Here is a 15,352-nt window from a genome sequence, read left to right as displayed (position 1 = left end):
AACAAGCTGTGGACACCATCAAGAGCGATCTTGTGTAGATCTTGACTACCCCTTGCTGAACCTGACCGATTTGCTGTCCGGCGCCCCTTTGCGACTTGTGAACGTCTTTACCGGTCCGTCATAGGACCCGTATCAGTTCTTCATCTGACGGTTATTCATGTGGTCACGAATGAGCACTTGTTGATGGCGACTCACTTGCCATCGGCGGTCACGCCGTCGTCAACCGCCGCATTGCCGGAGCATCATCTGCTTGTCCGCCGACGTCACCGGCAGCCCGTACTTCACGGAGACCTGGGCGAACCGCACGCTGTACGCGCACCGGACACCCTTGCTCGGCGGCAGCCAGGTCGCCGGACCCGAGTCACCCTTGGCGGAGTTGGCGGGGCCGTCCGCCGGAATGAGGTTGAGGGGGTCGTTCGCGATCTGCTCGCGCTTGTCCTTCGTCCAGTGCGCGGCGCCCATCTGCCAGTCGTAGGACAGCGGCATCACGTGGTCTATCTGGACGGTGGTCGCATGCGACTTGACCCAGCGGATCGTATGCCCCGTGTACGGATCGCTCAGGGTCATGGCGACCACCACGCAGTTCGACCCCTTGCGGAAACGCACGTCCTGTCCGTCGCGTTTCAGCAGGTCGTTGCGGGTGTCACAGCCGTTGCGCGCCCACGGGACGCCGTCCGCCGTGTCCATCCAGGCATAGCCGAACCGCTCCCTGGAGTAACCCGTCTTCGGCCCGCGCCCCTTCGTCGACAGCGACCCGATGAGCCTGCGGGCCGCGGCCTTGTCGGCCTCGCTCGTCAGCGGCGCCAGGCCCGGTCTGGTCCCGTCCGGGTTCTTCAGCGGGCTGACGGCGTGTCCGTCCGACACCGGCGCGGGTGCCGGCGTCCCGCTTCCCGTGGAGCGGCCGGCGTCGCCGGCACCGCCCTTGCACCCGGCGACGAGCGCCACGGCGGCGCACATCGCCAGGGCACAGCGCAGCAGGGGGCGCACCCCGCCCTGGTGCCTGGTCCGCCCCTCGAAACCACGGCGCGCCTCTACGCCCATGATCCCTCCCCTTGCCTCTTCGACCCCGCCCCGGGCGGGGCCTGTCGTTCCTGTGCCCACGGTAACCAGGAAGATGTGCGGCCCACTTGGGGGGCGAAGAGGTACAAGGCGCAGGCGGGGCGTACCGGCGGCGCCCCGTCACCTCCGGCAGGAGCCCTACGACCCCAGGATCGACGCCAGGAACTCGCCCACCCAGCCCAGCAGTTCCCGCCCGACCAGCGGCTTGCCGCCGATCTTGGCGGTCTTGGGGCGCGGGACGAGCACCTGGTGCACGGCCGGCTTGACGACCGAGCCAGGGTAGAGGCGCTTGACACGCAGCTCCTGGGACTCGCGCAGATCCACCGGGGCGAAGCGGATGTTGGTGCCCTGCAGGACGATCTCGCCGACGCCGCAGGCGCGGGCCAGCATCCGCAGGCCGGCCACCAGCAGAAGGTTCTCGACCGGCTCGGGCAACTTGCCGTAGCGGTCGGTGAGTTCCTCGCGGACGGCCTTGATGTCCTCCTCCGTGTTGGCGGAGGCGATGGCCCGGTAGGCCTGCAGACGCAGCCGCTCGCCGGGGGCGTAGTCGTGCGGGACGTGCGCGTCGACGGGCAGCTCGATCTTGACCTCGAGCGGCGGCTCCTCCACCCCTCCCGCCGAAGGCTCCCCCATCTCCAGCTGCCGCCGGTAGTCCGCGACCGCCTCGCCGACCATCCGGACGTACAGATCGAAGCCGACGCCCGCGATGTGCCCGGACTGCTCGCCGCCGAGGAGGTTTCCGGCGCCGCGGATCTCCAGGTCCTTCATCGCCACGTACATGCCCGCGCCCATCTCGGTGTGCTGGGCGATCGTGGCGAGGCGCTCGTGGGCCGTCTCCGTCAGCGGCTTCTCCGGCGGGTAGAGGAAGTAGGCGTAGCCCCGCTCACGGCCGCGGCCCACCCGGCCGCGCAGCTGGTGCAGCTGGGAGAGGCCGAAGTTGTCGCCGCGCTCCACGATCAGGGTGTTGGCGTTGGAGATGTCGATGCCCGACTCGACGATCGTCGTCGAGACCAGCACGTCGGACTTCTTCTCCCAGAAGTCGACCACCACCTGTTCCAGGGAGGACTCCGACATCTGGCCGTGGGCGGTGGCGATACGGGCCTCCGGGACGATCTCGCGCAGCCGGGCGGCGGCGCGGTCGATGGACTCCACCCGGTTGTGGATGTAGAAGACCTGGCCCTCGCGCAGCAGCTCGCGGCGGATCGCCGCGCCGATCTGCTTCTCCTCGTAGGGGCCGACGAAGGTCAGCACCGGGTGGCGCTCCTCCGGCGGGGTGGTGATCGTGGACATCTCGCGGATGCCCGTCACCGCCATCTCCAGGGTGCGGGGGATCGGGGTCGCGGACATCGTCAGCACGTCGACGTTGGCGCGCAGCTTCTTCAGCTGCTCCTTGTGCTCGACACCGAAGCGCTGCTCCTCGTCGACGATGACCAGGCCCAGGTCCTTGAACCTCGTCTCCGAGGAGAACAGGCGGTGGGTGCCGATGACCACGTCCACCGCGCCGTCGCGCAGGCCCTCCAGCACCGCCTTCGCCTCGGTGTCCGTCTGGAAGCGGGACAAGGCCCGCACGTTCACCGGGAACTGCGCGTAGCGCTCAGAGAACGTCCCGAAGTGCTGCTGCACCAGCAGGGTGGTGGGCACCAGCACCGCGACCTGCTTGCCGTCCTGCACCGCCTTGAAGGCCGCGCGGACCGCGATCTCCGTCTTGCCGTAGCCGACATCGCCGCAGATCAGGCGGTCCATCGGGACCGACTTCTCCATGTCCTCCTTGACCTCGGCGATCGTGGTCAGCTGGTCGGGGGTCTCCGCGTAGGGGAACGCGTCCTCCAGCTCGCGCTGCCAGGGCGTGTCGGGGCCGAAGGTGTGCCCGGGAGCCGCCATACGGGCCGAGTACAGCTTGATCAGGTCCGCGGCGATCTCCTTGACCGCCTTCTTCGCGCGCGCCTTGGTCTTCGTCCAGTCCGCGCCGCCCAGGCGGTGCAGGGTGGGCGCCTCGCCGCCGACGTACTTGGTGATCTGCTCCAGCTGGTCGGTGGGGATGTACAGCCGGTCGCCGGGCTGCCCGCGCTTGGCGGGGGCGTACTCCACCACCAGGTACTCACGGGTCGCGCCCTGGACCGTGCGCTGCACCATCTCGATGTAGCGGCCCACGCCGTGCTGCTCATGGACGATGTAGTCGCCGGCCTCCAGGGTCAGCGGGTCGATGGTCTTGCGGCGGCGGGCCGGCATCCGGGCGCCGTCCCGGCCGGCCGCCTTCTGGCCGGTCAGATCGGTCTCGGTGAGCACCGCCAGCTTCAGCCCCGCATCGACGAAGCCGTGGTCGATGCAGCCGCACGCCACGTGCACCACCGACGGGGACAGCGCCCCGAGGTCGGCGTCGAGGCGGGCCGCGATGCCCTCCCCGCCGAGGACCTCCACCGTACGGGCGGCCGGGCCGTGGCCCTCGGTGACGAAGACCGTCCGCCAGCCGTCGGCGAGCCAGCCCTTGGTGTCGGCCAGCGCCTTCGCGGTGTCGCCGCGGTAGGTCTCCGGGGCGTGCATGCCCAGCTTGAGGGTGTCGCCCTCCTCGTCGTACACCGTCTCGTCGGCGGCGAAGGGCGAGATGGACCACCACATCATGTCCAGCTCGCGCGCCCGGTCCCGGACATCCGCGATCGACCACAGGGAGGCCGCGCCGACGTCGATGGGCGCCTCGCCCCCACCGGCGGTGGCCGCCCAGGATGCCTGCAGGAACTCCCGGGAGGTCGCCACCAGGTCCGCCGCTCGCGTGCGCACCCGCTCCGGGTCGCAGACGACGGCCATCGCGCCCTTGGGCAGCACGTCGAGGAGCAGCTCCATGTCGTCGACCAGGACGGGGGCCAGGGACTCCATGCCCTCCACCGCGATGCCCTCGGCGATCCTGCCGAGGAGTTCGCCGAGCTCGGGGTGGCGCTCGGCGAGGGCGCGTGCGCGGCCGCGCACGTCCTCGGTGAGCAGCAGCTCACGGCACGGCGGGGCCCACAGGCCGTGCTCGGCGACTTCGAGGGATCGCTGGTCGGCGACCTTGAAGTAGCGGATCTCCTCGACGTCGTCGCCCCAGAACTCCACGCGCAACGGGTGTTCCTCGGTGGGCGGGAAGACGTCGAGGATGCCGCCGCGCACGGCGAACTCGCCGCGCTTCTCCACCAGCTCCACGCGGGAGTACGCGGCGGCGGCGAGGGCTTGGACGACGTCGTTCAGGTCGGCGGTCTGCCCGGTTCTCAGGGCCACCGGTTCGAGGTCGCCCAGCCCCTTGACCTGCGGCTGGAGCACCGAGCGCACGGGTGCGACGACGACGGAGACGGGTCCGGTCTCGGGGTCGCCGGGGCTCGGGTGGGCCAGTCTGCGCAGCACGGCGAGGCGACGGCCCACGGTGTCGCTGCGCGGGCTGAGCCGCTCGTGCGGGAGCGTCTCCCAGGAGGGGTAGTCCGCGACGGCCTGCGGGGGCAGCAGCGAGCGCAGGGCCGCTGCCAGGTCCTCGGCCTCACGGCCGGTCGCCGTCACGGCGAGCACGGGACGGGCGGCCTCGCGGGCCAGGGCGGCGATCGCGAAGGGGCGGGCCGCCGGGGGGCCGACCAGGTCGACGTGCATGCGATTGCCGTCCGCGGCGGCGGTGATCGCCTCCGCGAGGGCGGGGTCCTTGACGACGGCGTCGAGCAGACCGTGCAGGCTCATGGAGAGGCTTTCCGTCCGGGGGGTGGGCAACGCGAAGGGCCCGGCGCGCGCCGCGGGCCGGGGGTCCCTCCAGCGTACGACGCCGGGCACCTGCCGGGTGGGGGCTGTGGACAACCCCGGTCCCGCCGCCGCGCCGACGTGACGAGCCCGGTGTGGCGAAGTCCGCCGACTTCGCCACACCGGGCTCCCTCCCCGCAACCCCCGTATGCGGTGATCGCCGCTCCCGCTACTCCGTTGCGATCGCGTTCAGAACGTTCATCCGGCCTGCCCGGAACGCCGGGATCAGGGCGGCGAACAGGCCCACGAAGGCCGAGCCGATGAAGACGCCGATGATCGTCGCCCAGGGGATCTGCAGGACGTTCAGCCCCTCCAGGGCGAGGAGCTTCTGGGCGGTCGCGCCCCAGCCCATGCCCAGCCCCAGGCCCAGCAGCGCGCCGAACAGGGCGATCACCACCGACTCCAGGCGGATCATCCGGCGCAGCTGCCTGCGCGACAGGCCGATCGCCCGCAGCAGACCGATCTCCCGGGTCCGCTCCACCACCGACAGGGCCAGGGTGTTCACGACACCGAGGACCGCGACGATGATCGCCAGGGCGAGCAGGCCGTAGACCATGTTGAGCAGCTGGCCGACCTGGTCCTTCAGCTGCTGCTTGTAGTCGGTCTGGTCGCGCACCTGGTACTGCGGGTACGGCTCCAGCGACTTCTTCAGGGCCGCGTAGGCCTCCTTCTCCTGGCCGTCCTTCGCTTTGGCGAACATGATCATGTTCGGCGGGACGCGGTCCTTGGGGACGTACTTCTCCATGGTCGCCAGGCTCATGTAGCGCGCGCCCTTGTCGAGGGCGGTGTCGTCGCCGGTGATGGCGGCGACCCTGAGCCTGGCCGTCCTGCCGCCCTTGAAGGCGACGGAGACGGTGTCGCCGACGTGCACGCCGTGCTTCTTGGCGTAGTCGGAGCCGACGGACATGGCGTCCCTGCCGTAGGCGGCCCTCAGGGTGCCCTCGGTGGTGGTCCGGCGCAGATCGTCGGCGTAGGAGGGGTCCGCGGCCGTGACCGGGTGGTCGTCGGTCCTGCCGTCCGGCGAGGTCAGGACCGCGTCGAGCAGCTTGTAGCGGGTGACGTGGGCCAGGCCCGGCGAGTGCTCCATGGCCTGCTCGGCCTGCGGGACGATCCGCTGGTTGCCCTGGACGATGAAGTCCGCGCCGACCGACTTGTCCAGCTCGGCGGTGGCCGAGGCCACCATCGAGGAACCGACCACCGACAGACAGGCCACCAGCGCGAGGCCGATCATCAGCGCGGCCCCGGTGGCACCGGTGCGGCGCGGGTTGCGCAGGGCGTTACGCTCGGCCATGCGGCCCACGGGTCCGAAGACCCGCAGCAGCACGGCGCTGATCACCCGGACCACCCCGCCCGCCAGGAGCGGGCCGATCACGACGAAGCCGATCAGGGTCAGGACCACGCCGGCGCCGAGGACGAGCGAGCCGTCGCTCGCCTTCTTCGCGGTGGCCGCCGCGAACAGGGCGGCGGTGCCGGCGCCCGTCAGGACGAGGCCGATCACGCCGCGCACCCAGCCCGCCCTGCCGTCGGCCGGCGTGCCGGCGTCGCGCAGCGCGGCCATCGGGGAGACCCTGCCGGCTCGGCGGGCCGGCAGGTAGGCGGCCAGGACGGTGACGACGACACCGAGCACCAGGCCGGCGATCGGGGTGGTCGCCTTGACCGTCAGGTCCCGGGTGGACAGGTCCATGCCCATCGAGCCCATGAGCTTCATCAGCCCGATCGCGATGCCGACGCCCGCGCCGACCCCCAGGATCGAGCCGACGACGCCCAGCAGCAGCGCCTCGACCAGCACGGAGCGGTTGACCTGGCGGCGGGAGGAGCCGATCGCCCGCATCAGGCCGATCTCGCGGGTGCGCTGGGCGACCAGCATGCTGAAGGTGTTGATGATCAGGAAGATGCCGACCAGGAAGGCGATGCCGGCGAAGCCGAGCATGGCGTACTTGATGACGTTCATGAACGAACCGACGCTCTTGCGGTTCTCGTCGGCGTTCTCCTTGGCCGTCTGGATCTTGTACGACCCGGTCCCGGCGAGTTCGCGGGTGACGTTCTGCTTCAGCCGCTCGTCCGGGACGCCGGACGCGGCGGTGACGTTGAGGTGGGTGAACCGGCCGGTGACACCGAGCAGTTCGCGCTGGGCGGTGGGGGTGTCGAACCATACGATGGCGGCACCGGGGTTGGTCACCTTGAAGGTGGCGATGCCGACGATCCGCGCCTTGAAGTCACCGGTCTGCGCGATGGTGCGCAGCTCGTCGCCGATCCTGAGGTGGTGCTTGTCGGCGGTGTCGGCGTCGACGAGCATCTCGGTCGGCCCGCGCGGGGCGTGGCCCGAGGTGATCTCCATCGACTTCAGGTCGTTGCTGGTCCAGTTCGCGGCGATGGTCGGGGCGCCGGTCGAGGAACCCATGTTCTTGTTGGCGTCGTTGACGACGGTCACGTTCACCGAACTGACGCCGCCCTCGACCGACTTGACGCCCTCGGCCTGCCGGGCCCTGGTCAGCGCGGCGGCCGGCAGGGACTCGGGCACGCCGTTCTGCGGGGACTCCTCGCTCTTGGCGGCCTTCGGCGAGACCGTCACGTCGGAGGCGGTCACCGCGAACAGCTTGTCGAACGTCGTGTTCATGGTGTCGGTGAACACCAGCGTGCCGCACACGAACGCCACCGACAGCAGCACCGCGATCGCCGAGAGCGCCATGCGTCCCTTGTGCGCGAAGAAGTTGCGCAGCGAGGTCTTCAGGACGGTCATGACGTACGCCCCCGGGCGTCGAAGTCCTTCATGCGGTCCAGGACCTGGTCGGCCGTCGGCTGGTACATCTCGTCGACGATCCGGCCGTCGGCGAGGTACAGCACCCGGTCCGCGTAGGAGGCGGCCACCGGGTCGTGGGTGACCATCACGATGGTCTGGCCCAGCTCGTCGACCGACCGGCGCAGGAAGCCCAGCACTTCGGCGCCCGCGCGGGAGTCGAGGTTTCCGGTCGGCTCGTCACCGAAGATGATCTCGGGGCGGGCGGCCAGGGCCCGGGCCACGGCGACGCGCTGCTGCTGGCCGCCGGAGAGCTGGTTCGGCCGGTGCTTGAGCCGGCCGGCGAGCCCCACGGTCTCCACCACCCGGTCCAGCCACGCCTTGTCCGGCTTCCGCCCGGCGATGTCCATGGGCAGGGTTATGTTCTCGATCGCGTTGAGCGTCGGGAGCAGGTTGAACGCCTGGAAGATGAAGCCGATCCGGTCCCGGCGCAGCTGCGTGAGCTTCTTGTCCTTCAGGCCGGTGATCTCGGTCTCGTCCAGGTAGATCTGGCCGCTCGTCACGGTGTCGAGCCCGGCGAGGCAGTGCATCAGCGTGGACTTGCCGGACCCCGAGGGGCCCATGATCGCGGTGAACTGGCCGCGGGCGATGTCCACGTCGACGTGGTCGAGGGCGACGACACGGGTCTCCCCGGTCCCGTACGCCTTCACGACCTGCCGCGCCCGCGCGGCAACGGCCGTAGGCCCTCCAGTACCCCCGTGCCTGGGAATGGTCACAGCCGATGTCACGGTATGTCTCCTATGTCGATGAGTGGTTGCGTTACGTGCCGCTGGTGATGTGCTGCCGGTCATGTGCTGCCGGTGACGAGTGTGGTCGGCAAGAGCCTGCGGCGCGCTGGTGCCCGTCGCAGTCCTGCGCTGGGGAAAACCCCACCCCCCGTCGGTGCGTCCACCGCCCCCCGCGGCGTAAAACCAGGTTAAGGAGGACCGGCCCGCCCTCTCGTCCTCCGTCGGTACGAACCCTCCCCGACCCTCAGTACGGAGCTACCCCTAGGGGCCGTCCACCGGAGGGTGGACGTCTTCTCAGGGTTGCCTCCACCCTCCGGCCCACTCACCCTCCACCCTCACGCCGCGTCAGGGTCAAGGACGGGGCAACGCCCGCCACAAGTCCGAGTTAACGCGGGTAACACCCGAGGTCGGGCACGCTCCGGGGCGACAAGCGCATACCGACCGACCAGTTTGGCCAAAACGCCGCGTATCCCCGCACCGCCGAGTAGCGTGCGTGACTCGCACCCCCCAACTCCCTGCCAGAGCCGCCACTCGAGGAGCCTGGGATGTCGTACGAGCCGCTCGCATCACACCCGCCGTACCCCTACTCCCCACCCAGTTCGTCCCCGCCGTACCCGCCTCCTCCAACGGGTTCGTCCCCGTCGTACCCCTGCCCCCCGACCGGCTCGTCCCCGTCGTACCCCCACTCCCCAATGGGCTCGTCCCCCTCGTACCCCTACCCCCGGCACACTTCGTCGCCGTCGTACGCGACCTATCCCTGGCAGCCACGGCCCCCCGGACCGGAATCCGAGCCCGCCCGGCAGCGGTTGCCGCGGCGGCCCGCGCTCGGCCACCACAGCGACCTGCGGATCCTGCGCAGCGCCTACCGCCGGCAGCGGCGCGTGGCCACGCTCACCGCGCTCGGATACTTCACCCTCTTCCTCGTCCTCTCCGCCTTCGCACCGGACTTCATGACGGGCGAGGCCACCGACGGACTGCCCACCGGGCTGCTGCTCGCGCTGGCCCAACTGCCGGTCACCTGGCTGGCGATAGCCCTCTACGAGCACACCGCGCGCCGGTACGTCGACCCGATCGCGGACCGCATCCGCAAGCAGGCCGAGCTGGACGCCAAGCGGGAGGCGGCGCGATGACGACGCAGTTCAGCGGGTCGGCGCAGACGATGTCCCTGCTGGCGTTCACGAGCGTCGCCACCGTCACGCTGCTGCTGTGCGTGATGACGGGACCGGACCGGGACGACCTCGACGAGTTCTACACCGGCTACAGCTCCCTGTCCCCCATGCGCAACGGCCTGGCCATCGCGGGCGACTACATCTCCGCCGCCAGCGTGCTGGGCACCGGCGGGGTGATCGCACTGTGCGGGTACGACGGGATCGTGCTGGCGCTCAGTACGGCGCTGTCGCTGATGCTGATGATGTTCCTGCTGGCCGAACCCCTGCGCAACGCCGGCCGGTTCACCATGGGGGACGCGCTGGCCCGGCGGATGCCGGGACGGGCGGTGCGGGTCACGGCGTGCGCGGTGACCATCGCGGCGCTGGTGCCCCTGATGCTGGTGCAGCTGGCCGGCACCGGCCAGCTGCTTGCCTTCGTCCTCGGCTTCTCCAGCGACTCGCTGAAGACCGGCTGCGTGATCGGCCTGGGCGTGCTGATGATCAGCTATGCGGCGATCGGCGGGATGAAGGGGACGGCCCTCATCCAGATCGTGAAGATCGTGATGCTGCTGGGGTCCGGTGCGGTGGTCGCCGTACTGATCCTGCGGCGGTTCGACTGGGACCCGGGCACGCTGTTCGACACGGCCGCGCGGCAGAGTGGGGTCGGGCCCGCCTTCCTGCACCCGGGGCTGGAGTTCGCGGGCGGCGCCAACCCCCGCCTGGACATGATCACGTCCGAGCTGACGGTCGTCCTGGGCGGCGCGTGCCTGCCGCACATCACGATGCGCACCTATACCGCCTCCAGCGCACGGCAGGTACGGCGCTCGATGTCCTGGGCGGTGTCCAGCGTGGCGCTGTTCGTACTGGTCGTCACGGCCGTCGGGTTCGGCGCCACGGCGCTCATCGGACGGGCGGTGATCGCGCAGGCCGACCCGCAGGGCAACACGGCGTACCTGCTGGGCTCGCGAGCGGCGTTCGGGACGGACATCTCGGCGGGCGGCACCTTCCTCTTCACCACCGTCACCACCGCCCTCTTCCTCACCCTGCTCGCCTCGGTCGCCGGGATGATCCTCGCCTGCGCCAACTCCCTGGCCCACGACGTCCTCGCGACCCGCGTGCGGGAGATGCCGGCGCGCCGGGAGATGACCCTGGCCCGCCTCTCCGCACTGGCGGTGGGCATCCCGACGATCCTGCTGGCCACGCTGGTCCAGCACCGCAGCCTCCAGCCGCTGGTGACCCTGAGCTTCTGCCTCGGCGCCTCCGCCATCGCACCCGCCCTGGTCTACAGCCTCTTCTGGCGCCGCTACACCCGAACGGGCCTGCTGTGCACCCTGATCGGCGGCACGCTGGCGGTCCTGCTGCTGATGCCGGGCACCAACCTGGTGTCCGGCTCCCCGGTCGCGGCCTTCCCGCACGCCGACTTCAACTTCTTCCCCTTCACCACCACCGGCCTTGCCTCCATCCCCCTCGGCTTCCTCTTCGGCTGGCTGGGCACCCTGGCCTCCGGCCGGCAGAAGGCGGAGGAACAGCGCCATCAGTACGAGGCGGTGGAGGGCTGGATCCTGGCGGGGGCGGTCCGCAGGAGCAGCTGAGCGGCGCCCGCGCCGGAGCGCGTGGCCGTCGTCCCTGCGGCCGCCGCGGCGCCGGACCCGGCGACCGCGTACGACCGGACCGCCGCCGCCCGGCGACCGCGTACGACCGGACCGCCGTCGCCCGGCCGCTACTCCGCCCAGGACCTCCCGGTCAGCGCCGTGATGCTGCTCTGCACCGTGTCCATCTGAGCCCGCACGTCGTCCCACACCTCGCCGTGCTCCTGCAGCACCCGCTCGGTGTCCCCCGCGATCCGCTCCGCCCGCACCCTCGCCGCGGCGAGCACCTCCGCCGCCCGCACCCTCGCCTCGTCCGGCACCCGGCGCGCGGCGGCCTCCGCGTCGGTGAGCGCCCGCGCAGCCTCGGCCAGCGCCGCCTCGGCGGCCTCGATCCGGGCGGCCTGCTCCGCGTCGGCGGCAGCTTCGCACTCGGCCTCCTCCCGCTCGGCCTCGGCCAACCGCTCGGCATGCTCCCGCGCCTGCTCGCCGAGCATCCCGAAGGTCCGCTGCCGCATCTCCCGCAGCGCGGCCAGCGCCTCGCCGCGGGACGCCTTCGCCTCACGCCGGACCGAGATCCGCAGCTCGTCGGCCTCCGCCTGAGCCGCGAGGAGTCGCTGGCGGGCGCGTTCTTCGGCTTCGGCGCGTACGGCGTCGGCGTACTCCCGCGCGGCCTCGAGCGTGCTGTCCGCGTGCGCCCGCGCTCCCTCCACCAGGCGCTCCGCCTCCAGCCGCGCGCCCTCCCGTACGGCCCGCGCCTCCTGCCGCCCCATCTCGTAGAGCCGCCGGGCACCCTCGCCGAGCGGCTCGTAGGTCTGCTCGCCGAGCTGTGCGACGGCCTCCCGGAGTTGGGCCAGCTCGGCCTCCATGTTCCTGGCCAGGACGGTCAGCCGGGCGGCACGCTCCCAGGCGGCGTCCCGGTCGTCGGAGAGGGCCGCCACGTACGCGTCCACCTGGCCGGGCCGGTAGCCACGCCCCCGTACGACCACGAACTCCTGGGGCGACACCGATGCGCTGCTCATCCTGAACCCCTCTCCGCCGGAACCCAGCCGAACGGATGCGACATGATGATTTGGCGCATATCTTGGGCTATTGACCAGAAATGTTCATAACGCGACACTCCGGACACGCGATTCGCTCTCGCTCGGCGGACGAGCGCAAAAAGGCCGGGCCCGGTCATATGACCGGGCCCGGCCCCATACCGCGCGGACACCCGCGGCGGCGGACACCCGCGGCGGCGGAACTTCGTCAGACCCTCACAGCAGCCCGTCCCACATCTGCTCCAGCAGCACCGACCACCAGCTCTCGGGCGAACCGAGCGCCGCCGGGTCGAGCGCGGCGAGCTGGGCCTGGAAGTCGACGGTCCAGCGGCCCGCCTGCTCCTGGTTCAGGCCGTACCGCAGCCGCCACATCCGCCCGAGCAGGGCCAGGCAGCGGGCGAACTCCGGCAGCCCGGTGTTCACGAACTGCGGCGGCACGGACGTACCGCCCGGCCCCGCCTCCACGGGCACCGCCACGATGTGCGCCGTGCCGTACTGCACACAGATCGCCTTGCCGAAGTCGCTGCCCATCACCAGGTACGAACCCGCGTCCGGCGCCGGCTGCACCCCGCGCTCGGCCGCCAGCTCCGCCAGCGTCGGCACCGGGCGCCCCGGCTGGGCCTGCGCCCAGAAGAACGGGCCCAGGTCCATCGGCAGCCCCGCGACCACCAGCGTGTGCGCCACGACCGGCGGCACGCCCTGCCGGGAGACCGCCGCCTGCTCGAACCGGAACACCCCCGGCCCGAAGGCGGCCGCCAGCTCCTGCGCGATCGCCTCCGGGGGAACCGGCGGCGCGGCCTGCACCGGCGGCAGCGGCGCACGCACCGGCGCCGGGCGGGCCGGCCCATCGGCGACCTGGTGCAACTCGCCCTGGTGGACGAGGAGTTGCCGCATGCCCTGCTGACGGCTCGCATGGTCGGTGCCGTACGGCGCGATCGAGGTGATCCGCGCCTGCGGCCACTGCTCACGGATCATCCGCGCGCAGTACGCGCCCGGCAGCTGACACGACTCCAGCTCCGTGTGCAGCTCCAGCACCTGGTCCGGCGGCACGTTCATCGCGCGCAGCTCGTGGAAGATCTGCCACTCCGGGTGCGGGGTGCCCGGCGCGGAACGCCGGATCAACTGCTGTTCGGAACCGTCCTGCGCGCGGTAGCGCAGCACGGCCTGGTAGCCGGGACCGACGGTGGGCTGCCCCTGCTGGGGGTAGCCGTAGGCCGGAGGCTGCTGCCCGGGCACGGGCTGACCCGGTACGGGCGGCTGCAGGCCGGGCACGGGCTGACCCGGTACGGGCGGCTGCAGGCCGGGGGCGGGCGGTCCGGGCACCGGCGCGGGCGGTCCGGATACCGGGTGACCGGGCGGCGGCATCGCGCCGAGGGGCATCGGCGGCGGGGGCTGCGCACCGGGCGGCATCGGCTGCGGAGCCCCCGGAGGCATGCCGGGGACGCCCGGAGGGGCGGGCACGCCAGGAGCCTGCGGCGGCAGGGGCGCGCCGGGACCGCCCGACGGCGGTGCCGCCAGCATGGTCTCCGCGTGATGCACGGCGCCCTGGGCGGCTCCTGGCGCAGCGGGACCGCCGGGGGCACCGGGGGCACCCGGGGGCTGCGGTGCGCCGCCGAGCCGGCTCGGGTCGGCAAGCATCGTGGCGGCGTGGTGGACGCCACCCGGGGGCGTACCGCCGGGCGGGTTCGGCACGCCCGGAGTTCCCGGCGCGCCCGGAGTTCCCGGCGCGCCCGGAGTTCCCGGCGCGCCCGGAGTTCCCGGCGCGCCCGGAGTTCCCGGTGCGCCCGGAGTTCCCGGTGCGCCCGGACCGGCAGGACCTTCGGGGCCGTCGGGACCGAGCGATGAGACGAGCTGGGTCGGCACGTATCCGCCCGCCCCGGCACCCGGCGCACCGGGCGGCGGCGAGAGGGGGGCGCCGCCCGGCCGCGCGCCCGGTGCCCCGGGGGCACCCGGCGGCGGAGGCGCGGTCGAGCCGCCCCGTCCACGGCGCGGCGGAGGCGCGGCCTTGCTCGTCGCGGCGTCGGCGATGTCACCGGCGTTCGGCGGCAGCGGCCGCCCGGGACCAGCGGGACCGCCGGGAGCCTGCGGCCCGCCCGGGGCAGCCGGCGCCGGCGGAGTGCCGGGGACCGCCGCGCCACCCGGAACACCGGAACCGGCCGGACCGGGCCCTTGCGGATACCCGTACGACGGCCCGCCCGGCGGCGCAGGCGGAGTCCCCGGGCCACCCGGGAACGGCGGCGGAGGCGGAGTCCCCGGACCGCCAGGAACCGGTGGCGGAGACGGAGTCCCCGGGACGCCCATGGCACCCGGGGCATCCGGCCCCTGCGGATACCCGTACGACGGCCCGCCCGGCGGAGGCGGCGGTGTGGTGCCCCCGGGCGCGCCGTGGACACCCGGAGCCGCGCCAGGTGAAGAACCGGGGCCACCCGCGGCGTTGGCGTCGTCCAGCACCGGTGCAAGTGCCGTGCGCGGGAGTTGGCTGCCGCCTGCCATCAGTGCCGTCTTGGCGTCCGGCGTGGCAGCGGGCGGCGCGTCGTCGCCGGAGTCGCTCAGCGGCGGCGCGAACACCGTCGCGGGCAGCGGTACGGAACGGTCCTCGCCGCCATCGGCGTTGGTGTCCGTACCGGCCCACGGGGTCGCTCCGGCCGGCGTACCCGTCGGCACCCCGGGCTGCGTCTGCGGAAGCGAAGCGCCCGCCGCAGCACCCGCGGACGAAGCAGCAGCCGTACCGGAACCACCGGAACCGAGCCCGGAACCGAGCCCGGCCCCTGCACCGGACCCTGCATCGGACCCTGACCCGGCACCGGCCGCGGGAGCCCCGCTCCCGGCCTCGGCACCGGCCCCGGCCCCGGCGCGCCGATCCGGGATCCCCAACTTGTCCGCCGCCTCCTGCAGCCACTCGGGCGGACTCAGCAGGAACGACGTCTGGTTCAGGTCCACCCGGGCCGGCGGCGCCGCAATGGCGTCCTCGACCGGCTCCGGGCGGCCGTACTCCTCCTCGTACCGGCGGATCACCTCACCCACCGGCAGCGCGGGCCACAGCGTGGCCTCCCCGCTGTCACGGGCGATGACCAGCCGCTGCGCACCGCCCTCCGAGCGCGGCCCGCCCTCGCGGTCCTCCGCCCAGACGACGAAGCCGAGCTCGAACTCCCGCACCCGCACCTCACGGTGCTGATACGCCGGTACGTCCCCGTTGATCCACTCTTCCGCGCGCTCCTGCGCCTGCGCGAACGTCACCATCGCT

8 protein-coding genes are annotated in these 15,352 nt (G+C 72.3%); 2 read left to right on the top strand and 6 right to left on the bottom strand.

What is annotated here, in order from left to right:
* Nucleotides 1–219: 219 nt before the first annotated feature.
* The 4 genes from ACH4UM_RS26745 to ACH4UM_RS26730 all read right to left on the bottom strand — a co-directional run bounded on the left by ACH4UM_RS26745 (nt 220) and on the right by ACH4UM_RS26730 (nt 8,334).
* A complete protein-coding gene (locus ACH4UM_RS26745; RefSeq protein WP_398184240.1) occupies nt 220–1,041 on the bottom strand; it encodes an HNH endonuclease family protein in 822 nt (273 codons plus the stop codon).
* A gap of 156 nt (nt 1,042–1,197) precedes the next feature.
* Nucleotides 1,198–4,752, bottom strand: a complete 3,555-nt coding sequence (gene mfd / locus ACH4UM_RS26740; protein WP_398184238.1) for a transcription-repair coupling factor — start codon at nt 4,750–4,752, stop codon at nt 1,198–1,200.
* 226 nt (nt 4,753–4,978) lie between these two features.
* Nucleotides 4,979–7,549: an ABC transporter permease gene (locus tag ACH4UM_RS26735; protein ID WP_398184235.1), complete on the bottom strand. Its 2,571-nt coding sequence runs from the start codon at nt 7,547–7,549 to the stop codon at nt 4,979–4,981.
* A complete protein-coding gene (locus ACH4UM_RS26730; protein WP_398184232.1) occupies nt 7,546–8,334 on the bottom strand; it encodes an ABC transporter ATP-binding protein in 789 nt (262 codons plus the stop codon). The genes ACH4UM_RS26735 and ACH4UM_RS26730 overlap by 4 nt, the downstream gene beginning before the upstream one ends.
* Before the next feature lie 692 nt (nt 8,335–9,026).
* Between ACH4UM_RS26730 and ACH4UM_RS26725 the strand changes: the two genes are divergently transcribed.
* Nucleotides 9,027–9,464 (top strand): DUF485 domain-containing protein, encoded by a 438-nt coding sequence (locus tag ACH4UM_RS26725; protein WP_398184229.1) that lies wholly within the window; start codon nt 9,027–9,029, stop codon nt 9,462–9,464.
* Nucleotides 9,461–11,074, top strand: coding sequence for a cation acetate symporter (locus tag ACH4UM_RS26720; protein WP_398184227.1), 1,614 nt, complete (start codon nt 9,461–9,463; stop codon nt 11,072–11,074). Before ACH4UM_RS26725 ends, ACH4UM_RS26720 begins: the two co-directional genes overlap by 4 nt.
* Before the next feature lie 128 nt (nt 11,075–11,202).
* Here the strand turns inward: ACH4UM_RS26720 and ACH4UM_RS26715 are convergent, their stop codons facing one another.
* Both ACH4UM_RS26715 and ACH4UM_RS26710 read right to left on the bottom strand, forming a co-directional pair.
* Nucleotides 11,203–12,090, bottom strand: coding sequence for a cellulose-binding protein (locus ACH4UM_RS26715; RefSeq protein WP_398184224.1), 888 nt, complete (start codon nt 12,088–12,090; stop codon nt 11,203–11,205).
* 234 nt (nt 12,091–12,324) lie between these two features.
* Nucleotides 12,325–15,348: an SUKH-4 family immunity protein gene (locus ACH4UM_RS26710; protein ID WP_398184221.1), complete on the bottom strand. Its 3,024-nt coding sequence runs from the start codon at nt 15,346–15,348 to the stop codon at nt 12,325–12,327.
* Nucleotides 15,349–15,352: the final 4 nt, after the last annotated feature.

Source organism: Streptomyces sp. NPDC020801, from assembly GCF_044334385.1.
GTDB lineage: Bacteria > Actinomycetota > Actinomycetes > Streptomycetales > Streptomycetaceae > Streptomyces.
Note: the sequence above shows the minus strand (reverse complement) of the source record. Positions and strands in the feature narration are given on the sequence as shown.

Bases quoted from the DNA above. Each gene is read 5' to 3' on its own strand.
- ACH4UM_RS26725 (WP_398184229.1), top strand. From the start codon at position 9,027: ATGGGCTCGTCCCCCTCGTACCCCTACCCCCGGCACACTTCGTCGCCG.
- ACH4UM_RS26715 (WP_398184224.1), bottom strand. From the start codon at position 12,090: ATGAGCAGCGCATCGGTGTCGCCCCAGGAGTTCGTGGTCGTACGGGGG.
- ACH4UM_RS26745 (WP_398184240.1), bottom strand. From the start codon at position 1,041: ATGGGCGTAGAGGCGCGCCGTGGTTTCGAGGGGCGGACCAGGCACCAG.
- ACH4UM_RS26720 (WP_398184227.1), top strand. From the start codon at position 9,461: ATGACGACGCAGTTCAGCGGGTCGGCGCAGACGATGTCCCTGCTGGCG.
- ACH4UM_RS26710 (WP_398184221.1), bottom strand. From the start codon at position 15,348: ATGGTGACGTTCGCGCAGGCGCAGGAGCGCGCGGAAGAGTGGATCAAC.
- ACH4UM_RS26735 (WP_398184235.1), bottom strand. From the start codon at position 7,549: ATGACCGTCCTGAAGACCTCGCTGCGCAACTTCTTCGCGCACAAGGGA.
- mfd (WP_398184238.1), bottom strand. From the start codon at position 4,752: ATGAGCCTGCACGGTCTGCTCGACGCCGTCGTCAAGGACCCCGCCCTC.